The organism is Peterkaempfera griseoplana, assembly GCF_001418575.1.
Lineage (GTDB): Bacteria > Actinomycetota > Actinomycetes > Streptomycetales > Streptomycetaceae > Peterkaempfera > Peterkaempfera griseoplana.
Map to the genome: position 1 here is coordinate 1 of NZ_LIQR01000142.1, position 24,266 is coordinate 24,266.

Here is a 24,266-nt window from a genome sequence, read left to right on the forward strand (position 1 = left end):
GCCCCCGGGTACGGCTTTCCGCCGCCACAGGCCCCCGCCCCCGGGTACGGCTTTCCGCCGCCGCAGGGTGCCGCTCCGATGCCCGGTCCCGGCTTCCCGCCGCCCATGCCGCAGGGTTACGGACCCACCTGCCGCTTCTGCGGTTCGGTGCCCGCGGTCGAGGCGACCATCCGCGGCCACCAGGGGTTCCTGGTCATCATGCGGTTCCTCAAGCTCCAGGGGCCGTTCTGCCGGACCTGCGGGATCGCCGCACACCGGGACATGACCAGCAAGAGCCTCTGGCAGGGCTGGTGGGGAATCGCCTCCGCCGTCATCAACCCGATCACCATGCTGATCAACATCCCGCAGCGGTCGAAGATCAACCAGCTGCCCCCGCCGATGCCCGGCGCACCCGGCACTCCGATGAACCCCGGCAAGCCGATCTTCGCCCGCCCGGGCTCCTGGGTTCTGCTGCTGCCGGTGGTGCTCCTGGTCGTGGCGGTGATCGCGGGGGTCACCGGCGCGGCACAGGACCCGCAGTACGCCTCGGTCGGCGACTGCATCCACAACAGCGGCACCAGCAGCAACCCCGATGTGACGGTCGTCGACTGCGGCAGTGCCGACGCCGACTACAAGGTCGTGGACCGGCTCAGCGGCACCACCGACGTCGAGAAGTGCGGCAACGGCGCCACGGCCGGCTACTACCAGGAGCAGGGCACCTCCAAGTTCATGCTCTGCCTGGCACCCAACCGCAAGTAGGCCCCGGGACAGCACTGCGGCCCCGCCTCCGGGCGGGGCCGCAGTGCTGGCGCAGGGGGCGCAGCGAGTCTCAGGACTCCTGCTGCAGCGCCCACCACTCCTTGAGCCGGGCGACGGCCGTCTCGTGCTCCAGCGGGCCGTGCTCCAGCCGCAGCTCCAGCAGGTACTGGTAGGCCCGGCCGACGTCCCGGCCCGGCTGGATCCCCAGGATCTCCATGATCTGGTTGCCGTCCAGGTCGGGCCGGATGGCGTCCAGCTGCTCCTGCTCCCGTAGCCGCTCGATGCGCTCCTCGAGGGCGTCATAGGTGCGGGAGAGCCCGGCGGCCTTCTTGCGGTTGCGGGTGGTGCAGTCGGAGCGGGTCAGCTTGTGCAGGCGCTCCAGCAGCGGCCCCGCGTCGCGGACGTAGCGGCGGACGGCGGAGTCGGTCCACTCCCCGCTGCCGTAGCCGTGGAAGCGCAGATGCAGCTCCACCAGCCGCGAGACGTCCTCGGTGAGCTCCTTGGAGTACTTCAGGGCCTGCATCCGCCGGCGGGTCATCTTGGCGCCGACCACCTCATGGTGGTGGAAGGAGACCTTGCCGTCCGACTCGAAGCGGCGGGTGCGCGGCTTGCCGATGTCATGCAGCAGCGCCGCCAGCCGCAGCACCAGGTCGGGGCCGTCCGTCTCCAGGGCGATCGCCTGGTCGAGCACGGTGAGGGTGTGCTCGTAGACGTCCTTGTGGCGGTGGTGCTCGTCCCGCTCCAGCCGCAGCGCGGGCAGCTCCGGCACCACATGGTCGGCCAGCCCGGTCTCCACCAGCAGCCGCAGACCCTTGCGCGGGTGGGCGGCCAGGACCAGCTTGTTGAGCTCCGCCTGCACCCGCTCGGCCGAGACGATGGTGATCCGCTCCGCCATCGCGGACATGGCAGCGACCACCTCGGGAGCCACGTCGAAGTCCAGCTGGGCGGCGAAGCGCGCGGCGCGCAGCATCCGCAGCGGGTCGTCGGAGAAGGACTCCTCCGGGGTGCCCGGAGTGCGCAGCACCCGGGCGGCCAGGTCGTCCAGGCCGAGGTGGGGGTCGATGAAGACCTCTCCGGGCAGGTCCAGCGCCATGGCGTTGACCGTGAAGTCCCGGCGGACCAGGTCCTCCTCGATGGTCTCGCCGTAGGTCACCTGAGGCTTGCGGGAGGTGCGGTCGTAGGCCTCGGAGCGGTAGGTGGTGATCTCGATCTGGAAACTGCCGTCCGCGGTGTCCTTGCGGGCACCCACCGTGCCGAAGGCGATGCCGACGTCCCAGACCGCGTCCGCCCAGCCCTTCACCAGCTTGAGCACCTGCTGCGGCCGCGCGTCGGTGGTGAAGTCGAGGTCGTTGCCGAGGCGGCCGAGCAGTGCGTCCCGTACCGAACCGCCGACCAGCGCGAGCCGGAAGCCTGCCGCGGCAAAGCGGTTGGCGATGTCGACGGCGACCGGATTGACCTGCAGCATCTCCTGGACGCCTCCTGCCTGCGCCGCGCTGAGGGCGCCGGGGACGGGAGCAGCAGCCGGGGCGGCCGGGGCGGTGTTGCTGGGAGCGTTGACGTTAGGCACGACTCACAAGGGTACGTGCCCCCGGCGTCACCGTGCCGCCCCGTTTCCTGCCCCGCCGCCCTGTTCACCGCCCCGGGGGCCGCCTCGGGCGGCACAGGCCGCGGCACCGGGGCCCCCGCGGCGTCGTTACCATGCCAGGACGCGACTTGGGCGCGGCACCCTGTAGAACACGTACGGCACGAGACCGGTGACAGCGATCAGAACGGCGAGGGCGAGGCGCGTGGGCGAGGCAGCACGGTACGCGGGGGGGCCTGGCCGCGGCCTGCGGCCGGGTGGGAGAACCGGGCCGGTGCGCCGGGCGGCCGCTCTGGCGGGGGCCTGTGCACTGGTGCTGTTCGGGGGCGCCGTGGGCGCTCCCGCGGCCCAGGCGGGCACCGCACACACCGCAGCCCCCGCGCAGGCGGCGGCAGCGGCACCCCGGTCAGCCGGCGCGGCCGGCAGCGGGAAGGTCACCCCGCCGGGGGCCAGCAAGCCGTCCGCCGCCTTTCCGGTGGCCCTGTCCATCAGCTCGGTCTCCCCCACCTACGTCGCCTCGGGAAGTACCAAGGTCACCGTCACCGGCACGCTGTACAACGGCGGCAGGAAGCCGGTGCGCAACGCCCACGTCGGTCTGCGCACCGGTGTCGGGCAGCCGCTGCGGACCCGCAGTGAGATCGCCGCCCTCTCCCAGCGCACCGACCCCGTGACCTCCGACGGCCTGGAGGTCCCCGGCGTCGGCACCACGCTCTCCGACCTGGCGCCCGGTGCCAGGCGCTCGTTCAAGGTCAGCGCCACGGCGTCGCAGCTGATCCAGCCGGGGAGCCGCTCCACGGGCGTCTACGAGCTGGCCGTCGACGTCAAGGGCAGCACCTCGGCCGTGACCCCCCTCCCGGTGACGCTCGGTATCGCCCGCACCTATCTGCCGTACTACCCGCTGCCCACGGACATAAGGAAGACGCAGATCGCCACTGTGTGGCCGGTCACCGCCACCCCGGAGACGGTCCCGCAGTCCCTGCCGGGCGAGGCGGACTCCCTCACCCCGGTGCTGCGCAGCGAGCAGCTCGCCGCGGACATGGCCCCCGGCGGGCGGCTGTACGAGGTGGTGGCAGCGGGCAGCAGCCTGGCCAAGGCGACCTGGGTCGTCGACGGGGACGTCCTGGACACCGCGGCCACCATGTCCAAGGCCTACCGGGTCCAGCACAAGGGCACCGAGGGCAAGGCCGCCACCACGGACAACACCGATCCCGGAACCGGGTCAGGGCAGGCGAGCGCCTGGCTGGAGTCCCTGCGCACCGCGGCCCACGGCGACGAGGTCGTCTCGCTGCCGTACAGCGACCCGGACCTGGCCTCGATCGCCCACAACGGCAGTGGCGTCGCAGGCCTCCCCACCGCGCTCAAGCGGGCCACCACCGCGGGCTCCGTGACCACCGACTACCGGCTCGGCACGGACGCCCGCTCCGACGTCGCCTGGCCCTACGAGGGCCATGTCGACCCCCAGGTGGTGGCCACCGCCCGTACCGCGGGCGGCACCACCTTGCTGGTGAACGGCACCGACATGCCCGAGTCGGACACGGTCACGAGTACTGTCAACGCGGCCCGGTCCATCGGCAAGGGGCTGCACGCCGTGGTCTCCGACGCACCCCTGTCGAACATCTTCAGCGGGGCCCTGAGCACCCCCCAGGCCCGGGCCCTCGCGGTACAGCGGTTCCTCGCCGAGACCCTGACCATCACCCTGGAGCAGCCGAACGACCAGCGCAGCCTCCTGGTGATGCCGCCGCGCAACCTCTCCGCCAACGCCGCGGACACCCTGGCCGAGGCGATGGGCAAGGCCACCCAGGGCCAGTGGGTCTCGCAGGCCACCCTGGGCACGGTGGCCAAGGCCCCGGCCGACCCGCATGCGGACACCAAGGTGCCGGCCGCCGCGCGGTACCCCAGGGCGGCCCGGACCACCCAGCTCAGCCACTGGGCTCTGAGCCGCTCCATGGGCACCCAGGGCCAGCTGGACCTGCTGATGCAGATCCTGGTCTCGCCCGACCGGGTCCGTGACCCCTTCAGCGCGGCGATACTGCGCTCGATGTCCACCGCCTGGCGGACGGACCGGACCACCGCCCACAGCTACCGGGAGGGTGTGGCGGACTATCTGCAGACGCTGAGCTCCGCGGTACGGCTGGTGGACAAGAGCTCGACCACCCTGTCCGGTGACTCCGGGATGATCCAGGTCAGTGTGGAGAACAGCCTCAGCCAGACGGTCACCAATCTTGAGGTGCGACTGACGTCGGCGTCGGCCACCCGGCTCACCGTCTACCAGCCCACCCCCGCGCAGCTGAGCGTCCTCAGCGAGCTGAAGAAGTCGGTCCGCTTCCCGGCCAAGGCATCGGCCAACGGGCCGGTCAGGATGACCGCGCAGCTGTGGACCACCGGGGCCGATCCCAAGCCCTACGGCGCTCCGGTCTCCTTCGACCTGGAGGTGACCGATGTGACCAGCGGTGTCATCTGGGTGATCGCCGGTGGGCTGCTGCTGACGCTGCTGGCGGGTGTGCGGATCTACCTCCAGCGCAAGAAGCGCGGCCATGCGGGGCCGGAACCGGACCCCGAGGCCCCGGCGTCCCCGCAGGGTCGTCCGGATCCTGACTCCGACACCGTCCAGGGGCGCCCGGGTACCGTCGAGGGCGGCGGCGGCGCTCAGCAGGATGCCTCTGTGGACGGCGCCGACGGCCCGGAACAGACGGCCCGGAATGAGAAGGTGGGACCCTGATTCCCGCCGGCATCAATACCTGACCAGCGAAGAGGTGGCATGAGCGCGCCGCGCGACGACAGAGCACAGGGCCGCGTCCCGCAGGGCCGACCCGGCGCGGCCGCCCCGGCCCCGGGCCAGACCCCCGACCCGTACCTCCAGGAGACCTACGCCTACGACCCGTATACGCAGGAGCCCTATGCCCAGGAGGGCTACGGCCAGGATCCCTACGCCCCCTACGGCGGCCAGGAGCACCTCGGGCGGGACCCCCGCGCCCAGCAGGGTCCCGCGGCCCAGGGGCCCTATGCGCCGCAGGGTCCCGCGGCCCAGGGGCCCTATGCGCCGCAGGGTCCCGCCGCCGAGGGTCCCTACCCCGGGCAGGACCCCTACGCCGCGCAGCAGCCGCCGTACCCGCAGCAGTACCAGCCGCAGCAGCCCGGCTCGCCGTGGGACAGCGAGACCACCGAGTACGTCGGCATGGACGGTCTGATGGGCGGCCCCAGGCAGCAGCAGGAGGTGCCGGGCGAGGACTACGCCCCCAACTGGTACGGCGAGGCCGCCGGCGACAGCAACGCCGAGAACACCGGCACGGTGCCGCTGATCGCCGTGGAGCCGCCGCTGGAGGAGGAGGCGGAGGAGGAGGCCCGCGCCGCCGCCGCTCCCAAGGCCGGGGGCAAGGTCTCAGGGCTGCTGAGTTCCAGCGCCGTGATGGCGGCGGGCACCCTTGTTTCACGTGGAACAGGCTTCCTCCGCACCATGGTCATCGCCGCAGCCATCGGCGTGAGCACCATGGGCAGCTCCTACACGGCCGCCAACACGCTTCCCACCCTGCTGTACATCCTGGTCGGCGGTGGCGCGCTCAACGCGGTCTTCGTACCGCAGCTGGTGCGCAGCATGAAGAGCGACGAGGACGGCGGAATCGCCTATGCGAACCGCCTGCTCACTCTGGTCGTCGTCGGTCTGGCCGGCGTGGTCTTCGTGACCGTCGTGGGCGCACCGATCCTCGTCCGGATGGTGTCCGCCTCGCTGATGCAGGACCCGGCGAGCGCCGAAACCACCGTCGCGCTGGCGCGGTACTGCCTGCCCACGATCTTCTTCATGGGCGTGCACGTGGTCATGGGCCAGATCCTCAACGCTCGCGGCCGGTTCGGCGCCATGATGTGGACCCCCGTCCTCAACAACGTCGTGGTGATCTTCACCTTCGGGATGTACATCTGGGCCTTCGGCAGCGCCGGGCGGACCCACGTCAGCCCCCAGACCATCTCCCCCGAGGGCGTCAGGCTGCTGGGCATCGGCACCCTGCTGGGTCTCGTCGTCCAGGCTCTGGCGATGGTTCCCTATCTGCGGTCCGCCGGGTTCCGCTACCGGCCGCGCTTCGACTGGCGCGGTCACGGTCTGGGCCACGCGGCCCGGCTGGCCCGCTGGACCTTCCTCTTCGTCCTGGTCAACCAGGCCGGCTTCCTGGTGGTGACCCAGCTGGCCACCGCCGCGGAGAAGGTCGCCAGCAAGCACGGCTTCCAGGGCGTCGGCCTGGCCGCGTTCTCCAACGCCCAGCTGATCTGGCAGCTCCCGCAGGCGGTGATCACCGTCTCCGTGATGAGCGCCGTGCTCCCCAGGATCTCCCGCGCCGCCTCCGACGGAGACGCAGGCGCGGTCCGTGACGACATCTCCTACGGCCTGCGGACCTCGGCCGTGGCAGTGGTCCCCGCCGCCTTCCTCTTCCTCACCCTGGGCCCCTGGATCGGCTCGGTGATCTACGGCTTCGGCGGTCACAGCGGAGGCCGCCAGATCGGCTACATGCTCTCCGCCTTCGCCCTGGGCCTCATCCCCTACTCCGCGCAGTATGTGCTGCTCCGCGGTTTCTACGCCTACGAGGACACCCGCACCCCGTTCTCCAACACCGTCTGGGTCGCCGCCACCAACGCCGTCGCCTCGGCGCTCTGCTATCTGCTGCTGCCCAGCCAGTGGGCGGTCACCGGCATGGCCGCGGTCTACGGCCTGGCCTATGTGGTGGGCGTGATGGTGGCGGTGCCCAAGCTCAAGCGCCGCGTCGGCGAACTCGACGGCCGGCGGATCGGGCGGACGTACAACCGGCTGCTGGTCGCATGCCTCCCGGCGGCCGCGGCGGGTATCGCGGTGGCACTTCTCGCCTCCAGCGTGGTCTCCGGCTGGTTCGGCGATCTGCTCACCCTGGTGGTCGCCGCCGTGGTGCAGCTGGCCGTCTTCGTCGTGGCCGCCCGCAAGCTGCGGATCGAGGAGGTCAACTCCATGGTCGGCATGGTGCGGGGCCGCATCGGCCGCTGAATCGGCCTGCGTGGGGGCCCCGGGACCGGGTAGACGGTCCCGGGGCCCTTTGCACTGCAGGGGCTGTGACCGGGATGATCTCCTTCGGCCCGCAAAACCGTCCGGCGGGAGGCTTCCGGCCCCTTCGGGGCAACGTTCACGTCCTCCCACCGGTCGTACTCGGGTAGGGAAGACTGGGCACAATTGTCCCTGGACGGCTTTGTACTCATCCGGGGCGATGCAAGGGGAGGCAGGACGACGGTGGCGGATCGCAGCAGGGCCGCCGTCGACGTGGTGGCCGAGGACGGCGCGGGTGGGTCCGCTGCCGCTCCCGGCGGCGACGGCGACGGACGGACCACCCCCGGCAGTCGGCATCAGCAGTCCACCCGCTCGGACGAAGCAGCGGCGGTGACGTCCGGCGAGACCCAGGAGATCGACGCCGTAGAGGACACCGCACAGGACGCCGTACGAGAGACCGCACCGGAGGCTTCCGAGGGCTCCCCCGACGAGGACGGGGCGTCGGCCGCGGAAACCCCCTCCACCCCGAAGCCCGCCTCCAAGCCCGTGTCGGAGTCCGCCTCGGACTCGGACGAGCCGGCCGCCGAAGCCTCGGATCCCGAGGCGCTCGCCACGGTCCCGTCCGCCGGGGTCACGTCGACGGCGGACACACCCGGCCCTGAGGCATCGGCCTCGGCCACGACCACCGCGGTCACGGCGGCCCCGGCCGCTACCGCCGACGCACCGGTGGCCCCCCTGCTCCCCGCGCCGGTGCGCCACAGCGGCGACAAGGTCGCCGGCCGCTACCGCCTGGAGGAGTGCATCTCCCAGGCCGGGGTCTTCACCAGCTGGCGTGCCGTCGACGAGAAGCTCCGCCGCGCAGTCGGCATCCACCTCCTCGCCGCCGGACATGAGCGCTCCCGCGCCGTACTCGCCGCCGCCCGCTCGGCAGCGCTGCTCGGCGATCCACGCTTTGTACAGGTCCTCGATGCCGTGACCGACGGCGACCTGGTCTACATCATCCGGGAGTGGCTGCCGGACGCCACCGACCTGGCGACCCTCCTCACGGCCGGGCCGATGGAGCCCTATGACGCCTACCAGATGGTCCGCCAGGTCACCGATGCGGTGGCAGCCGCCCACCGCCGCGGGCAGTCCCATCTCCGGCTGACCCCCAAGTGCGTCCTGCGCACCGACAGCGGTCAGTTCCGGATCACCGGGATCGCCGTGGACGCCGCCCTGCACGGGCTCAACGACGACAACGCCGAACGGGACGACACCAAGGCCATCGGGGCGCTGCTGTATGCGGCGCTCTGCCACCGCTGGCCCTACCCGGAGGACAAGTACGACCTCCAGGGCATGCCCCGCCAGATCGGCTGCGTTCCCCCGGACCAGGTCCGCGCAGGGGTGCACCGCGGCCTCTCGGAGATCGCCGTACAGGCTCTGTGCGACGAGCCCCCGAGGCATCTGGACCCCCTCACCACACCAGAGGACCTGGCAAAGGCCATCGCGCTGATGCCCAAGGTGCGGCAGCCCGAACCCGAGCCGGTCACGGCCGTCTATCCGCCTCCCGTCTATCCCAAGCCCGCCGGCCCGGTGAGGTCCGCGTTCCAGAGCCCGGCCCCCGTTCCGGTGCCCTCTCCCATGGCATCGGTGGTGCCGCCGCAGGCACCGCCGGTACGGCGCTCCCGGGGTGGCCGTGCGGTCCGCTGGAGCGCCGCGGTGCTGCTGCTGGCCGCCCTCGGGCTCGGCAGCTGGGGGCTGGCCGACCATCTGCGCCGGCAGGACGACGGCGGCTCCGACGTCGGCCGCAACTCCGCCGAGGTCAACAACGGCTCGGGCCCCCGGCAGCAGACCCCCGCCAGACCGTTGGCGATCAAGGGTGGCGCCGAGTTCTCCCCGCTGTCGGAACCCATAGAGGCGCAGAAGGTCCCGCTGGCGTACGACGGCAGCGCCTCGACCGCCTGGGTCACCGCGCAGTACAAGGGCCAGCCCAACTTCGGCAACCGGCCGCAGCGCGCCCAGGGCAGCGGCATCGTGGTGGACCTCGGCAGCGTGAAGTCCATCTCCGAGGTCAAGGCCACCATGTATGTGGCAGGCCAGCAGGTGGACGTCAGGGCGGCCTCCGAGGGTGCCTCCGATCCGCAGCGTCTCGCCGACTTCCCCACGGTGCTGCGCGACTCCGCCACCACCGGTTCGCAGCTGAACGTGGAGCTGAAGTCTCCGGTCAGAACGCGTTACGTCCTCATCCACATCACCGAGCTCCCGGCTGAGCAGCCCGGGGGCGGCACCTACCGCGGTGGCATCTCCGAGATCCAGGTCCTCGGCTGACACTCGCAGGGGGGCCGGAGCTGACGAACGGCTCCGGGCCTGGCAAGGTATGAAGCCGGTCCGAGGGCGGGGGAGGTGTTGATGGAAGGCTCGGAGCCGTCCACTGACGCCGCCCTGTCGCTCTCCGACGCCGAACTCCTCGCCCGCCATGTGGGCGGCGATGCCGATGCCTTCGGCGAACTGGTGCGCCGCCATCGCGACCGGCTCTGGGCGGTCGCACTGCGGACGCTGGGCGACCGCGAGGAGGCGGCCGACGCCCTGCAGGACGCACTGGTCTCCGCCTTTCGCTCCGCTCACACCTTCCAGGGCCGCTCAGCCGTCACCACGTGGCTGCACCGCATCGTGGTCAACGCCTGCCTGGACCGAGCACGCCGCTCCGCCTCCCGGCGGACCACACCCCTGGAGGAGGAGGGCAGGGGTTTCGACGCCCTGCTCGGCACCGACGAGGCCGCCGACGCACCGGTGGTCCGCAGCGAGTTGCGTCATGAGCTGGCTGCGGCGCTCGCCGCCCTGCCCGCCGAACAACGCAGCGCTCTGGTGCTGGTCGACATGCAGGCGTACCCCGTGGCGGAGGCAGCCGAGATGCTCGGCGTGCCGGTCGGAACGGTCAAGAGCCGCTGCGCCCGGGGACGTGCCCGGCTGCTGCCCATGCTGAAGCATCTGCGTGCCGCCCAGGGCGACGGCCCACCGGCTGTTTCACGTGAAACAGTGCTCGATGTTTCACGTGAAACATCGCCTCAGCCCAAGGCTCCACTCCAGGACACACGCCGTCGCGCCGGGTCGGGGAACCTCCCGGCAGGCGGAACCGTCCCAGGGAGGAGCCCAGCGCTCCCGACCGGGGACATGGCCGGAGAGATGACCGCAGAAGGAGGTGCAGCGCCCGCATGACTTCGAGTACATCGGGCATCGGCCCGACCAACCCGCCGTTCGACGGCTCTGCTCCCGCTGCCGGAGCCCCCTACGCCGACGGCCACCCGACCGTCGAGGACATCTCCGACCTGGTCGAGGAGCTTCTCGATCCAGAGGCCGCAACAGCTCTCCGCACCCATCTGGCCGACTGCGCGGAGTGCACAGACAGCCATGACGCGCTGCTGGAGATCCGCTCCCTGCTCGGCCGGATCGAGCAGCCCGGGATCCCCGCGGATGTCGCAAGCGGTATCGACGCCGCCCTGGCAGCGGAGGCGTCGCGGACCACCGAGGCGCCTTGCGGTGACAGCGCAGCCCCGCTGCGCCTGGCACCAGGTTCGGACAACAGCGCGCCCAGGGATCGAACCCGTCCCACGGGGGGTCCCGGCGCCGGAGGTCCCGGAAGGACCGCCCGGCGGCGCCGGCTCGTGCGGACCCTGGTCTCCGCGGCCGCACTGGCGGCAGCCGTCGGCTTCGGCGGAGTGCTGCTTCACGGCCTCTCCTCGGGTGGCGCGGGGGCATCGGCCGCTTCCAAGGCCGACACCGCCGCAGGCAGGCAGGACTCATCGGTCATCGCTCCCCACTCCCTCAAGGAGTCCGGACGCCAGGGCGCCGCTGCCCCCGATGCCGCGGGCAGCGGTACCACCTACACCGTGGAGAACCTCGGGCCGCAGATCATGCAGTTGGTGAGCGACCAGATCGAGCCCTCGGCCGGCCCGCGTTCCAGTGCCCCGTTCAGGGCTGCCGGGACACCGGAAAACGGTGCGGCTACCCCCCAGGGGGCGGCAACCCCCTCCCTGCCCGGCTGTGTACTGGAGGCCACCGGCCACGACGGCGACGATCCCGTCGCCACCGACATCGGCACCTTCGAGGGGGATCCGGTCGGGGTGGTGGTCTATCTGGACGGCGACAGCAGTGACGACCTCGAAGTCTTCCTCATCGACTCCACCTGCGAGCTCACCGCCCCCTCCACACCCGGCACGGTGAAGCTGCATCGCAGAGTCTCCAAGCACTGAGGTGGCGCGCCGTCTTCTGGGAATGCGAGAAGATAGGGAACCGTTGTCCCGGGCGGCGGAGCAGACCGCCCTCCCGCAGACCTCGCGGGGCCGCGATGCGAACCAGGAGATGCAGTGAGCGACGTCCGTAACGTGATCATCATCGGCTCCGGGCCTGCGGGCTACACGGCCGCTCTCTACACGGCACGTGCCTCCCTGAAGCCCCTGGTCTTCGAAGGCGCGGTCTCCGCCGGCGGTGCCCTGATGAACACCACCGAGGTCGAGAACTTCCCTGGCTTCCGCGACGGCATCATGGGCCCCGACCTGATGGACAACATGCGGGCCCAGGCCGAGCGGTTCGGCGCCGAGTTGGTCCCCGACGACATCGTCGAGGTCGACCTCACCGGCGACATCAAGACCGTCACCGACTCCGCGGGCACCGTCCACCGCGCCAGGGCCGTCATCGTCACCACCGGCTCCCAGCACCGCAAGCTGGGGCTGCCCCGCGAGGACGAGCTCTCCGGCCGCGGTGTCTCCTGGTGCGCCACCTGCGACGGCTTCTTCTTCCGCGACCAGGACATCGCCGTCGTCGGTGGCGGTGACACCGCGCTGGAGGAGGCGACCTTCCTCTCCCGCTTCGCCAAGACGGTCACCCTGGTCCACCGCCGCGACACCCTGCGCGCCTCCAAGGCCATGCAGGAGCGGGCCTTCGCCGACGAGAAGATCAGCTTCGCCTGGAACAGCACGGTCGAGTCCATCCACGGCGACCCCAAGCTCGCCGGACTGACCCTGCGTGACACGGAGACCGGCGAGACCCGGGAGCTTCCCGTCACCGGTCTCTTCATCGCCATCGGCCATGACCCTCGGACCGACCTGTTCAAGGGCCAGCTGGAGCTGGACGACGAGGGCTACCTCAAGGTGGACGCCCCGTCGACCCGCACCAACCTGGCGGGCGTCTTCGCCGCAGGAGACGTCGTGGACCACACCTACCGCCAGGCCATCACCGCCGCCGGTACGGGATGCTCCGCCGCGCTGGACGCCGAGCGCTACCTCGCAGCGCTGGCCGACACCGCCCCCGAGCACACCGCCGAGCCGGAGCAGACCGCAGTCGCCATCTGAGACGGCTCATGTTTCACGTGAAACAGCGAGAACGGCTCCAGTGGCGCCTGAAACAGATCGGGTGCACCGTTTGTTGTTCCATGTGAGATCTCCGAGCCACCCCGGGCTCACCTCATCACCGCGTTTCCCGACACCCCTCTAGGAGTTCCCGTGGCCGGCGCCACCATCCATGTGACGGATGACAGTTTCGATTCCGAGGTCCTCAAGAGCGACAAGCCTGTCCTCGTGGACTTCTGGGCTGCCTGGTGCGGCCCGTGCCGCCAGATCGCCCCGGCGCTGGAGGAGATCGCGGCCGAGTACGGCGAGCAGATCACCATCGCCAAGCTGGACATTGACGCCAACCCGACGGTGCCCGCCAAGTACGGTGTGCTCTCCATCCCGACCCTCAACGTCTACCAGGGCGGCGAGGTCGTGAAGACCATCGTGGGCGCCAAGCCCAAGGCTGCGCTGCTCCGCGACCTGGCCGAGTTCATCGGCCAGTAGTACAGCGGCCAGTAGTACAGCGGCCGTCGGCACATCGGCCGGCATCGCCTGGCGCAGCAGACGAACGGGGCCGGATCTCCACAGCGGAGATCCGGCCCCGTTCGTTGCACCCGGTGGTCCGCTAGAGCGGACGGAGCGCCGGCTCCTTACGGGCTCCGCCCAGCAGACGTTCCAGGGCCACCTCCACATCCCCTCGCCAGGAGACCGTGGATCGCATCTCCAGCCGCAGCCGCGGATAGCGGGGATGGGTCCGTACCGTCTTGAACCCCACGGCCAGCAGATGGTCGGCCGGCAGCACACATCCCGGGGTCTCCCAACGGGCGTCCCCGAACGCCTCTATGGCTTTGAAGCCGCGCCGCACCAGATCCTTGGCGACCGTCTGGACCAGCGCCCGGCCCAGTCCCTGACCCTGGTAGCCGGGCAGCACCCGTCCGGTGATCAGCTGCACGGCGTCCGGGGAGACCGGACTGGTCGGAAAGGCCAGCGACCGGGGGACATAGGCCGGCGGGGCGTACAGCACAAAGCCCACAGGCGCATCGTCCACATAGACCACCCGACCACAGGAGCCCCAGTCCAGCAGGACGCCTGAAATCCAGGACTCCTTCTCCAGTTCCGGCTTGCCGCTCTTGACCGCGGCCTCCCCGCTCACCGGATCCAACTCCCAGAAGACACAGGAGCGACAGGTGACGGGCAGGTCCGAGAGATTGTCGAGTGTCAGCGGAGCAATCCTGCGTCCCATGTCTCATACCCTCACGCGGAGTCCCCGCGGAACGCAAGCAGCCGCGCCTGCCGAGAGCCCGACAGGCCGGGCGTGGTGCGGCATCCGGCGGGGCGTCCAGGACATACGGAGCCGGTCGTGCACGAGGCCGCCGACGAATCCACCGCACGCACCCAGACCCAGCCCGATACCCAGCAGTGCCGTTCGCGACAAGGCATGCATGTCCCCTCCAGGGCAGTGGCTGTCGCAGTCCTCCCGTGGCCCGGCGGCATCCTATCGAGCCGTGCCGCCGCCCCGATATGGCGTGCCGTCGGATCGCTCCCGTGTGAGCCCATGACAAAGGGCCGGTTCCGGTTCCACGGGGAGCAGCTCCTCGTGGTCTGTCCGGACCGGCCCTGTCGTCTCCGCTGGTGGACCTATCCCTCGTCGTGCTCCCGGACATCGCTCCGCAGCGAGTTCTCACCCGGGGCCAGACTGTCCAGGATGCGGTTGAGGTCCTCCACCGAGGCGAACTCGACCACGATCTTGCCCTTACCGATCTTGCCGTTGCGCTGCCCGACCTCGACCTTCACCCGGGTCTCGAAGCGGTCGGAGAGCCGGGTGGCGAGTTCCCCGAACGCCGGGGAGACCCGGCCTCCGGGACGGGTGCCGGAGCGCTTGCGGCTCTGGCCCATACCGCGCACCATCTCCTCCACGGTGCGCACCGAGAGTCCCTCGGCATTGATCCGGGAGGCCAGCTTCTCCTGGGCCTCCAGATCGTCCAGCGCCATCAGCGCCCTGGCATGACCCGCCGAGATCACCCCTGCGGCCAGCTTGCGCTGGACGACCGGGGACGCCTTGAGCAGCCTCAGGGTGTTGGAGACCTGCGACCGGGAGCGGCCGATACGGTCCGCCAGCTCCTCATGAGTGCATCCGAAGTCCTGCAGCAGCTGGTCATAGGCTGCCGCCTCCTCCAGCGCATTGAGCTCTGCCCGGTGCAGGTTCTCCAGGAGGGCGTCCAGCAGGAGCTTCTCGTCCTCGGTTGCCCGGACGATGGCGGGGATCGACTCCAGACCGGCCTCACGGGAAGCGCGCCAGCGCCGCTCACCCATGATCAGCTCATAGCGGTCGGTGCCGGTCTGACGGACCACCACCGGCTGCAGCAGACCGACCTCCCTGATGGAGGTCACCAGCTCCTGGAGCTTCTCCTCGTCGAAGACCTCACGAGGCTGCCGGGGGTTGGGGGTGATGGCATCCAACGGGAGCTCGGCGAACCGGGCGCCGGCGACGGGGGCCAGTTCCACCGACGGCTCGGGCGTCACCGGAGCTTCGGCCACAGTGGGGGCGGCGCCCGTCCGGGAAGCCTCGGCAGCAGCCACCTTGGCCGCCACCGTGCCCCGGTCGGCGGGCAGCACCGGCACCGCAGTAGGCGATGCCGCTCCGGGAGAGATCAGCGTCCGTCCATTGGGCAGGGCCTGACCCTGTGACCCCGGCTGCTGACCCTGCGGCCGCCCTGGCTCCACCTCACCCGCAGCTGGCGGAATCAGCGCTCCGAGCCCTCGGCCCAGACCTCTGCGACCACTCACCGGTTGCCCTCCATCGTGCTCTGTCCCTCCACCGAACCGGCCTGCATGCCGACTCCGTAGTCCTGCCGATCAGCTGCGGCCCCCTCCGCCCCGGCCGCCGGGACACCACGCAGTCCCAGCTCCCGGGCGGCCTCCAGATAGGAGAGCGCGCCGCTGGAACCCGGATCGTAGGTGAGAACCGTCTGGCCGTAGCTCGGGGCCTCCGAGATCCGCACCGACCGAGGGATCGCGGTGCGCAGCACCTCCTTGCTGAAGTGGCTGCGCACCTCCTCGGCCACCTGCGCGGCCAGCCTGGTCCGTGCGTCGTACATGGTGAGGAGGATGGTGGAGACATGCAGTTCGGGGTTGAGATGCGCCCGCACCAGCTCCACATTGCGCAACAGCTGACCGAGGCCCTCCAGCGCGTAGTACTCACACTGGATCGGGATCAGTACCTCGCGGCCGGCGACCAGGGCGTTGACGGTCAGCAGGCCGAGCGACGGCGGGCAGTCGATGAGGACATAGTCCAGCGGCTGCTCATAGGCCTCGATGGCACGCTGCAGCCGGCTCTCCCGGGCCACCAGGGAGACCAGCTCGATCTCCGCACCGGCCAGGTCGATGGTGGCGGGGACACAGAACAGTCCCTCCACCTCGACCACGGGCTGCACCACATCGGCCAGCGGCTTGCCCTCGACCAGGACCTCGTAGATCGAGGGCACCTCGGCATGGTGGTCGACGCCCAGGGCGGTGGAGGCGTTGCCCTGCGGGTCAAGGTCGACCACCAGCACCCGGCAGCCATGGAGGGCCAGCGACGCAGCGAGATTGACCGTGGTGGTCGTCTTGCCGACACCGCCCTTCTGGTTGGCGACCACGATGACTCGGGTCTCCGCCGGCCTCGGCAGCCCCTCTCCGGTACGGCCCAGCGCCTCCACGGCAAGCTGGGCTGCCCGCCCGATGGGGGTGTCGACAACGGGCCCGACGTCGATCGGCGGGGGAGTCTCGGCATCCTGCATGCGCGCCAGTGTTTCACGTGAAACATCGACGCTGTGCATGGGGGACAGGGCTTCGGGGGTCACGCCCGGCTGCAGAGGCATGGAACCCGCGGGATGGACCTCCACCCGGGGGCCCGGCAGGGGATCGGTCCTCCGGCCGGACCACAGAGCGGCCGCAGCGGCTGGATCCATGGAGTCGGTCGTCGGCTGAGCGCCGTGAACATCGGACTGCAAGGGTCGGCTCCCCTCTCCGGGCCGGTCACCGCCACCCCGTCCGTTCTGAACGGCGAAACCGGGGAGGTCGGAAGAGTGCGCAGCGGAAACTGAGGTCTTCGAGGCATCATCGCGCAGCCGCGGCCGCTTCGGTGCGGGTTGTGGACCATCCGCTCCTTCCGCAACCGGATCTTCACTCGGAGGGGCGCCCGAGCCCATCACGGACGGGGGCTCGAAGTCCGCAGCCCTACTGCGACTCAGAATTCCTGGAAGCAGGGATCGACGTTTCACGTGAAACACCATGCCCGTTTTGTCGCATATCTGAAGTAGCGACACTCCGGGGCAAACATCGGGGGCGGCGGCCGGAGAACCGGCTACCGCCCCTCAGGGACCACTCCACAACCTCAACGGCGGCGGCGTCCGCCCCCTCGTCCACCGGCAGAACCCCGGACACCGCCGACCGTCCGGCCCGCCCGGGCAGCCTTGGCCCGCCGGGTCGCGGCCCGCACGCCGCCCGGACTCTCACCCACCTGGACGCGGACCACATGGGTCGGGGTCTCCACGGTCCCCGCACCGGCCCGTACCACCGACCACTCCACCGCGCCCAGCTTGGTCAGCGCCCCACGGGCCTCCGACAGCTCCTGCTCGGCCGAGTCCCCCTTGAGCGCCAGCATCTCCCCATAGGGACGCAGCAGCGGGAGCCCCCAGCCTGCCAGGCGATCCAGCGGGGCCACCGCCCTGGCCGTCACCACGTCCACGGAGACCTTGCCGATCATCTCCTCGGCCCGCCCCCGCAACACCGTGACATTGGAGAGGCCGAGGTCCCGGACGGCCTCCTCCAGAAAGTTGGTCCGCCGCAGCAACGGCTCCAGCAGTGTCACCGAGAGATCCGGGCGGGCCAGTGCCACCGGGATCCCCGGGAGACCCGCACCCGAACCGACATCGCAGAGGGTGACCCCCTCGGGGACGACCTCGGCCAGCACCGCGCAGTTGAGCACATGGCGCTCCCAGAGCCGAGGCACCTCCCGTGGCCCGATCAGACCGCGCTGCACCCCCGCGGAGGCCAGCAGCTCGGCATAGCGCACCGCCGCCTCAAAGCGTTCCCCGAAGACCGTCCGGGCCGCGGGCGGCGCCTCCGGCAGTCCCTCCCCGGGCGCCGTGGCCGGCGTACCTGTCTCCATCCCAGCCTCTTCCCTCACCGTGCACGCACCGACCCATCGTGCTGTTTCACGTGAAACATCCTCCGACCCGCCGCTACAGCAGAACGGCCCCGCCCGCGCGAGGCGGACGGGGCCGTCACCGTGCACGTCATGTCCAGTGTCGGTCAGCTGCCTCAGGCCGGCAGCACGACAACGCGCCGCTGCGGCTCCTCGCCCTCCGACTCGCTGCGCAGGCCGGCGGCGGCCACCGCGTCATGGACCACCTTGCGCTCGAACGGGGTCATCGGACTCAGCTTCACCGGCTCGCCGCTCTCCTTGGCGTCCCGGGCGGCCTTGCTGCCCAGCTCGGTCAGCTCCGCCCGGCGACGTGCCCGGAATCCCGCGATGTCCAGCATCAGCCGGCTGCGCTCTCCGGTCTCCCGGTGCACTGCCAGCCGGGTCAGCTCCTGGAGCGCCTCCAGTACCTCACCGTCCTGGCCGACCAGCCGCTGCAGACCGCGCTGAGCTCCACTGCCCTCGCTGACGATGGACACCGACGCACGGTCGCCCTCGACGTCCATGTCGATGTCACCGTCGAGATCGGCGATGTCCAGCAGACCCTCGAGGTAGTCGGCCGCGATCTCGCCCTCCTGCTCCAGCTGGGCGATCAGATCGTTCTTGGATGCAGAAGCGGGTGCGGGGGCGTCCGCAGCAGCGGAGGTGGTGCCTTCCGTCACGGAGGAACTCCTTCGGGGAAAAGGGGACAACGTTCAGGGGGTGCCGGTCAGGACTTCTTCTTGGGCCGCTGTCCGGCCGGCTGCGGGGTCCGCTTGCCCTGCTGCCCGGATCGCTTGGTGTCGGCGGTCGACGCCTTGCCACTGCCCGTACCACCGGTCTCCGCCGTACCGGAACCCGCCTTGCCCGCATCGCTCGCGGTACCGACGGAGGGCTTGCCCGCGGTGGAGGTCTGCTGCCGCTGGGACTTGGTCTGCCGCTTGGGCTGCTGGCGGACCACCTGGGCGGGCTCCGCCGCCGCCTCGGCCGTCTCCGACTTGCCGCCCTTGACCAGGGAGGTGATGCCGCCCTTCACCACGGTGCCGTCCGCGCTGAGCTTGCCCGCCTTGCGCAGCCGGTCCTGGCGCTCCTTCCAGGCCGCGCTGCCGGGGGTGGGGTTGCGGCGGATGACGAAGAGCTGCTGGCCCATGGTCCAGACGTTGGTGGTGAGCCAGTACACCAGCACACCGACCGGGAAGTTGATACCGAAGACGGCGAACATGACCGGGAAGACGTACATCAGCATCTTCTGCTGCTGCATGAACGGCGTCTTGACCGTGAGGTCCACGTTCTTGGTCATCAGCTGGCGCTGGGTGATGAACTGCGACAGCGACATCAGGATGATCATCGTGACCGTGACGACACGGACATCGGTGAGGGAGGCGCCCAGCGCGCTGACCTTGTCCGCCGAGTCGGTGAACTTCACCGACAGCGGGGCACCGAAGATGTGCGCCTTGTTGGCGCTGGTCAGCAGGCTCTGGTTGATGACACCGACCGTCTGACCATGGGCGATGTGGTTCAGCACCTGGTAGAGCGAGATGAAGAACGGCGACTGCACCAGGATGGGAAGGCAGCTCGAGAAGGGGTTGGTGCCCGCCTCCTTGTAGAGCTTCATCATCTCTTCGGACTGGCGCTGCCGGTCGTTCTTGTAGCGCTCCTGGATGGCCTTCATCTTCGGCTGGATCGCCTGCATGGCCCGGGTCGCCTTGATCTGCTTCACAAAGAGCGGGATCAGGCAGATCCGGATCAGCACCACCAGCGACACGATCGAGAGGCCCCAGGCCCATCCGCTGTCGGGGTGGAAGACATGGCTGTACAGCGTGTGGAACTGGACGATGATCCAGGAAACCGCGGTGAAGAGGGGATTAAGAAAGCTCCACACGTTCAGGCTCCTCCGGCGTTGGGTGTGGGCGCCGGGCTCTCGGCACGGCTGGAAGTCTGGGGGTCCGCTTGCGGGGCGGCCATGGCACCGCGCAGCCGCTGGTGCCACACGGGCCGCTTGCGCGGCGGTACATGGTCCACACCTCCGGGGGACCAGGGATTGCAGCGCAGGATCCGCCAGGCGGTGAGGCCGGTGCCTTTCACGGCTCCGTGCACCCGGATCGCCTCATAGCCATAGTGCGAGCAGGAGGGGTAGTACCTGCACACAGGTCCGAGCAGCGGGCTGATGGTCCACTGGTAGACCCGGATGAGCCCCATCAGCAGGTACTTCATCGCCCTGCTCCCGTCGGCCCGATGGCTGTCGTCTCCGTCCTGAGCAGCCTGCGAAGGGCTGCGTCCAAGTCGCGCTCCAGGTCCGCGTAGTCCGCCGCCCCCGCCGGGGGCAGCGCGCGTACCACTATCAGGCTACCTGTGGGAAGCAGCGACACACGCTCCCGGACAAGGTGACGCAGACGACGCTTGACAAGATTGCGGACCACCGCGGGGCCGACAGCCTTGCTCACGACGAAACCCGCACGCGCCGGGGGAGCAGTCTCCCTCGGCGAGTGCGGGCCGAAGTCGTTCCGTCCGCCGTCCGGGCCGCCTGTCGCCGCACCTCGGCTGAGGTGTACGACGAGAAGTGGCTTACCGGCACGGCGTCCGCGTTTCACCGCGGTCGCGAAGTCCTGGCGCCGCCTCAGCCGATTCTCGGTGGGCAGCACAGCATGACCCTGTAAAACGGATCAGGCCGACAGACGCGCGCGGCCCTTGCTGCGGCGAGTCGCCAGGATGGCGCGGCCGGCACGGGTGCGCATACGCAGCCGGAACCCGTGGGTCTTCGCGCGGCGGCGGTTGTTCGGCTGGAAGGTGCGCTTGCTCACTCGGGGGCTCCAGGGATCAATCGTAGGGTGGCGGGGCGTCGCCTGGCCGTCACCGTGCGTCCGCGCGATCTCCTCTTCACCTCGACGAACAAGGTGATCCACGGCGCCCGTGCTGCGCGCCTGGTAGAAGCGGTTGACCCGCGGGCATGCGGCAGCGGCCATCGACAACTCGACCTGGTTACGGTACGCGGACGGGGGACCATGGGTCAAACCGGGTGATGGGCGCGCCGCCGCGGGCATCGGCCCGGACCGGCCGGGCCCCGCTGTACACAGCCTGTGGACAACAACTTGTCGCAAGGCGCAGCGGCTGATTACCGTTGCAGAACCTCTCTGCATTCCCCGCCTACCGTTGACCCACACGTCCGCGGGTCAAGCGTCCCCGACCAAGACCACCCCCAGCGGTGGAACGAGAAAGCGTGCACCAGTGGCTGATGTCAACAGCGACCTTGCCCCGGCCTGGGCGAAGGTCGTCGAGCGGCTGGTCGACGACGCTAGTGTCGGGGACAGCGACAAGATGTGGCTGCGACGCACACAGCCCATGTGGATGATGCACGACACCGCCCTGCTGGCCGCACCCAACGAGCGGGCCAAACAGGTGCTGGAGGGGCGGCTGCTGCCGCTGCTGACCGAGATCCTGGGCGGCGAGTTCGGCCGTCCGGTGCGTATCGCCGTCATGGTCGACGCCAATGCGACGCCTCCCGCTGCCGCGCCCGCCCCCGAGCGGGCCGAGTCCGAGTCGGCGCGCCAGGAGTTCCGCGAGGACCGCGACTTCCGCGAGGAGCGCGACTACCGGGAGGACCGCGACTACCGGTCCGGCCCCGGCGGCGAAGCCGGCGGCTGGCAGGGCCACGGCCAGCCCGCGCAGGAGAGTTCCTGGAGCGGCTGGACGCCCGGCGGTCCGCGCGGCGGCTATGACAGCGGGTACGAGAACGGCTACGAACAGCGCCGCTACGACAGCGGGTACGAGCAGCGACCGGCCCCGTACGAGCAGCGACCCGGATGGTCGGAGCAGAACAACTGGACCTCCGCTCCGGGCTACGGCGACCCCTCCTATCCGCAGGACCGCCGCGGCTACGAGAGCGACACCCCGGACCGGGCGCCCGGTGAGTGGCCCGGTGCCGAGAGCCGGTCGCGTGAGTGGCCGCCGCACCCGGATCGCTCCTCCACTCCTCCCGAGGGCTTCCGCCAGCTGCCGCCCGAGGTGTCCCGGGACACCCGAGGCACCCAGGGCGACCTGCTGGGCGGCGAGTACGGCGAGACCGCGCGCCCCGGCGGCCGGGGTGCCGCAGGCGAGGGCGAGGGGCGCCAGCATCCCGAGCGCCCGGTGGACGGCGGCCCGGCCAGGCCGGCCGCGGGCCCCGTGGTGCCGCCCTCCGGCGCCCCGGTGCCCAAGGGGCCGGGCGGGCATCCGGTGCCCGGCGGCCCGGCTGGAAGCAGCACCCCGCGCAAGGACGAGCCCGCTGCCCGGCTGAACCCCAAGTACCTCTTCGACACCTTTGTCATCGGTGCCAGCAACCGCTTCGCCCACGCGGCGGCGGTGGCGGTCGCCGAAGCGCCCGCCAAGGCCTACAACCCGCTCTTCATCTACGGCGAGTCCGGCCTCGGCAAGACCCACCTGCTGCACGCCATCGGGCACTACTCGCGGAGCCTGTACCCGGGGACCCGGGTGCGGTACGTGAGCTCGGAGGAGTTCACCAACGAGTTCATCAACTCCATCCGGGACGGCAAGGCGGACGCCTTCCGCAAGCGCTACCGCGACATGGACATCCTGCTGGTCGACGACATCCAGTTCCTGGCGAGCAAGGAGTCGACGCAGGAGGAGTTCTTCCACACCTTCAACACCCTGCACAACGCCAACAAGCAGATCGTGCTCTCCTCCGACCGGCCGCCCAAGCAGCTCGTCACCCTGGAGGACCGGCTGCGGAACCGCTTCGAGTGGGGTCTGATCACCGACGTCCAGCCGCCCGAGCTGGAGACCAGGATCGCGATCCTGCGGAAGAAGGCGATCCAGGAGCAGCTGAACGCCCCGCCGGAGGTGCTGGAGTTCATCGCCTCGCGGATCTCCCGCAACATCCGCGAGCTGGAGGGTGCGCTGATCCGGGTCACCGCCTTCGCCAGCCTCAACCGGGCCCCGGTGGACCTGGAACTCACCGGGATAGTGCTGAAGGACCTGATCCCCGGCGGCGAGGAGGCCGGCCCGGAGATCACCGCGAAGACCATCATGGAGCAGACGGCCGCCTACTTCGGGCTGGGCGTGGAGGACCTCTGCGGCTCCTCGCGGAGCCGGGTGCTGGTGACCGCCCGGCAGATCGCCATGTACCTCTGCCGTGAGCTCACCGACCTCTCGCTGCCCAAGATCGGCGCCCAGTTCGGGGGCCGGGACCACACCACGGTGATGCACGCCGACCGTAAGATCCGCTCGCTGATGGCCGAGCGGCGGTCCATCTACAACCAGGTCACCGAGCTCACCAACCGCATCAAGAGCTGACCGCGGAATAGCCCGAGAGTGGGGCGCCGGGAGTGTTCTCCCGGCGCCCCACTGTCTTTCTGTGCCCGCTCCCCGGCTCGCACGGATGCGCGGTAATTCGAACAGGTACGAGGGGATGCCGGAAAGTCCACAGGACTGGGCATTCTCGACTGTCCACATCCTGGGGACTGCCGAGTTGTCCAGATCTCCTCCACAGGAGGCCCGGCGGTAGGCTCGTAGCTCCAGCTCAGCAGCCTGTGTACTTGTGGGCGGCGAGCATCCACAAGCTGTGGACGGCTGAGAGGGCGTCAACACGGCGCCAGAGTTGTCCACGGGCTGTCCCCAGGACGAGGGTGGTTGTCCCCAGCTTCTCCACAGCGACGTCCACAGTTCGACAAGCAAAACGCCGACTTCACCGGTCCGTGTGAAAGCGGTCACACGGATGTGGAGGTGTGGTCGGTGGGAAACCTGGGTAAAACTTGGGGACAGTGCTGGGGAGAACCTGGGGACAACTGTGGAAGCGCTGTGGGGAAACTTCAGCCATCCACAGAACGGGCCGGTTCATCCACGGCTCCACCCACAGCCCCGGTGGATAAAAAAGTGGGCCTGAGCTGGGCAAACGGGGTTATCCACCTAATCCACAGGCCCTACTACTACCACTACCTAGAGATCCCCCGATGCTTCGTCTAACAGGGGGTGGGGCGCCGATCTGTGGACGACGGCAATCCGACACCTGTTCACCGCCAGTCCGGCCCGTATGCCACGGGTGTCGGCGGAGTGCGTCAGACTGTTCTCCGGCAACAGGAGCGAGCCGGCCCACCGGGAAGCCCACAGGGTGGGGATGGGCGGCGCGCCTACAGCAGGAGCATCAGGAGGCGGTGACCGGTGAAGTTCCGGGTGGAGCGTGACGTCCTCGCAGAGGCCGTGGCCTGGGCTGCGCGCAGCCTCCCCGCACGGCCGCCGGTGCCTGTCCTCGCCGGCCTGCTGCTGACGGCGGAGGAGAGCAGGCTGAGCCTGTCCGGCTTCGACTACGAGGTCTCCGCCAGGGTCGAGGTGGAGGCCGAGGCCGAGGAGGCCGGCACCGTCCTGGTGTCCGGCCGGCTGCTCGCCGACATCTCCCGGGCACTTCCCAACAGGCCTGTGGACATCTCCACCGACGGGGTCCGGGTCAGCGTGGTCTGCGGCTCCTCCCGGTTCACCCTCCCCACC

Annotated in this window: 19 protein-coding genes and 1 pseudogene; 10 read left to right on the forward strand and 10 right to left on the reverse strand. The window is 70.2% G+C overall.

The genetic code is table 11. The annotated features are described in order from the left end of the window. Window positions 1–738: LppU/SCO3897 family protein (locus tag AOK09_RS11910; protein WP_217698421.1), on the forward strand; the 738-nt coding region annotated here is incomplete at its 5' end. Between the two features lie 70 nt (window positions 739–808). On the opposite strand, the gene AOK09_RS11915 is transcribed toward AOK09_RS11910, so the two are convergent. After that, a complete protein-coding gene (locus AOK09_RS11915) occupies window positions 809–2,305 on the reverse strand; it encodes a CCA tRNA nucleotidyltransferase (protein ID WP_055587133.1) in 1,497 nt (498 codons plus the stop codon). 289 nt (window positions 2,306–2,594) lie between these two features. Between AOK09_RS11915 and AOK09_RS11920 the strand changes: the two genes are divergently transcribed. From AOK09_RS11920 to trxA, 7 genes are all read left to right on the forward strand, one after another. Next, on the forward strand, window positions 2,595–5,039 hold the full coding sequence (locus AOK09_RS11920; RefSeq protein WP_055587134.1) for a DUF6049 family protein: 2,445 nt from the start codon (window positions 2,595–2,597) through the stop codon (window positions 5,037–5,039). Between the two features lie 39 nt (window positions 5,040–5,078). Continuing rightward, complete coding sequence (gene murJ, locus AOK09_RS11925; protein WP_055587135.1) at window positions 5,079–7,322, forward strand: murein biosynthesis integral membrane protein MurJ; 2,244 nt, start codon at window positions 5,079–5,081, stop codon at window positions 7,320–7,322. A gap of 543 nt (window positions 7,323–7,865) precedes the next feature. Continuing rightward, window positions 7,866–9,626, forward strand: a complete 1,761-nt coding sequence (locus tag AOK09_RS11930; protein ID WP_063795930.1) for a protein kinase family protein — start codon at window positions 7,866–7,868, stop codon at window positions 9,624–9,626. Window positions 9,627–9,707: 81 nt separating this feature from the next. Continuing rightward, window positions 9,708–10,514, forward strand: coding sequence for an RNA polymerase sigma factor SigM (sigM, locus tag AOK09_RS11935; RefSeq protein ID WP_079062975.1), 807 nt, complete (start codon window positions 9,708–9,710; stop codon window positions 10,512–10,514). Then, window positions 10,511–11,548 (forward strand): anti-sigma factor family protein, encoded by a 1,038-nt coding sequence (locus AOK09_RS11940; RefSeq protein ID WP_055587137.1) that lies wholly within the window; start codon window positions 10,511–10,513, stop codon window positions 11,546–11,548. The genes sigM and AOK09_RS11940 overlap by 4 nt, the downstream gene beginning before the upstream one ends. A 114-nt stretch (window positions 11,549–11,662) precedes the next feature. Continuing rightward, entirely contained in the window at window positions 11,663–12,646 is a 984-nt protein-coding gene (gene trxB / locus AOK09_RS11945; protein ID WP_055587138.1) for a thioredoxin-disulfide reductase, read from the forward strand. 150 nt (window positions 12,647–12,796) lie between these two features. Further along, the gene (gene trxA, locus AOK09_RS11950) at window positions 12,797–13,129 is read left to right on the forward strand and encodes a thioredoxin (RefSeq protein ID WP_055587139.1); all 333 of its coding nucleotides are present in this window, start codon (window positions 12,797–12,799) and stop codon (window positions 13,127–13,129) included. 121 nt (window positions 13,130–13,250) lie between these two features. On the opposite strand, the gene AOK09_RS11955 is transcribed toward trxA, so the two are convergent. The 9 genes from AOK09_RS11955 to rpmH all read right to left on the reverse strand — a co-directional run bounded on the left by AOK09_RS11955 (window position 13,251) and on the right by rpmH (window position 20,590). Further along, complete coding sequence (locus tag AOK09_RS11955; protein ID WP_055587140.1) at window positions 13,251–13,868, reverse strand: GNAT family N-acetyltransferase; 618 nt, start codon at window positions 13,866–13,868, stop codon at window positions 13,251–13,253. 395 nt (window positions 13,869–14,263) lie between these two features. Next, a complete protein-coding gene (locus tag AOK09_RS11960; protein WP_055587141.1) occupies window positions 14,264–15,412 on the reverse strand; it encodes a ParB/RepB/Spo0J family partition protein in 1,149 nt (382 codons plus the stop codon). Next, window positions 15,409–16,404, reverse strand: a complete 996-nt coding sequence (locus AOK09_RS11965) for a ParA family protein (protein ID WP_055587142.1) — start codon at window positions 16,402–16,404, stop codon at window positions 15,409–15,411. Before AOK09_RS11965 ends, AOK09_RS11960 begins: the two co-directional genes overlap by 4 nt. A gap of 596 nt (window positions 16,405–17,000) precedes the next feature. Further along, window positions 17,001–17,777 (reverse strand): 16S rRNA (guanine(527)-N(7))-methyltransferase RsmG, encoded by a 777-nt coding sequence (gene rsmG, locus AOK09_RS11970; protein ID WP_055587143.1) that lies wholly within the window; start codon window positions 17,775–17,777, stop codon window positions 17,001–17,003. Window positions 17,778–17,929: 152 nt separating this feature from the next. Beyond that, window positions 17,930–18,472 (reverse strand): Jag family protein, encoded by a 543-nt coding sequence (locus tag AOK09_RS11975; protein ID WP_055587144.1) that lies wholly within the window; start codon window positions 18,470–18,472, stop codon window positions 17,930–17,932. A gap of 47 nt (window positions 18,473–18,519) precedes the next feature. Next, window positions 18,520–19,671, reverse strand: a complete 1,152-nt coding sequence (gene yidC / locus AOK09_RS11980) for a membrane protein insertase YidC (protein ID WP_055587145.1) — start codon at window positions 19,669–19,671, stop codon at window positions 18,520–18,522. Window positions 19,672–19,673: 2 nt separating this feature from the next. Next, a complete protein-coding gene (gene yidD / locus AOK09_RS11985; RefSeq protein ID WP_055587146.1) occupies window positions 19,674–20,003 on the reverse strand; it encodes a membrane protein insertion efficiency factor YidD in 330 nt (109 codons plus the stop codon). After that, complete coding sequence (gene rnpA, locus AOK09_RS37650) at window positions 20,000–20,431, reverse strand: ribonuclease P protein component (protein ID WP_079062976.1); 432 nt, start codon at window positions 20,429–20,431, stop codon at window positions 20,000–20,002. The genes yidD and rnpA overlap by 4 nt, the downstream gene beginning before the upstream one ends. Before the next feature lie 21 nt (window positions 20,432–20,452). Then, window positions 20,453–20,590, reverse strand: coding sequence for a 50S ribosomal protein L34 (rpmH, locus tag AOK09_RS11995; RefSeq protein ID WP_003975051.1), 138 nt, complete (start codon window positions 20,588–20,590; stop codon window positions 20,453–20,455). Between the two features lie 424 nt (window positions 20,591–21,014). On the opposite strand from rpmH, the gene dnaA reads away from it, so the two are divergent. Beyond that, window positions 21,015–23,078 (forward strand): chromosomal replication initiator protein DnaA, encoded by a 2,064-nt coding sequence (gene dnaA, locus AOK09_RS12000; RefSeq protein ID WP_055587148.1) that lies wholly within the window; start codon window positions 21,015–21,017, stop codon window positions 23,076–23,078. An 864-nt stretch (window positions 23,079–23,942) separates the two neighbouring features. Next, a pseudogene (locus AOK09_RS12005) lies at window positions 23,943–24,266 on the forward strand (DNA polymerase III subunit beta); the annotation flags it as partial.

Excerpts from the sequence above, each read along its gene's own strand:
- rsmG (WP_055587143.1), bottom strand. The coding sequence starts at position 17,777 with ATGGAGACAGGTACGCCGGCCACGGCGCCCGGGGAGGGACTGCCGGAG.
- murJ (WP_055587135.1), top strand. The coding sequence starts at position 5,079 with ATGAGCGCGCCGCGCGACGACAGAGCACAGGGCCGCGTCCCGCAGGGC.
- yidD (WP_055587146.1), bottom strand. The coding sequence starts at position 20,003 with ATGAAGTACCTGCTGATGGGGCTCATCCGGGTCTACCAGTGGACCATC.
- sigM (WP_079062975.1), top strand. The coding sequence starts at position 9,708 with ATGGAAGGCTCGGAGCCGTCCACTGACGCCGCCCTGTCGCTCTCCGAC.
- AOK09_RS11955 (WP_055587140.1), bottom strand. The coding sequence starts at position 13,868 with ATGGGACGCAGGATTGCTCCGCTGACACTCGACAATCTCTCGGACCTG.
- AOK09_RS11965 (WP_055587142.1), bottom strand. The coding sequence starts at position 16,404 with ATGCAGGATGCCGAGACTCCCCCGCCGATCGACGTCGGGCCCGTTGTC.
- AOK09_RS11940 (WP_055587137.1), top strand. The coding sequence starts at position 10,511 with ATGACTTCGAGTACATCGGGCATCGGCCCGACCAACCCGCCGTTCGAC.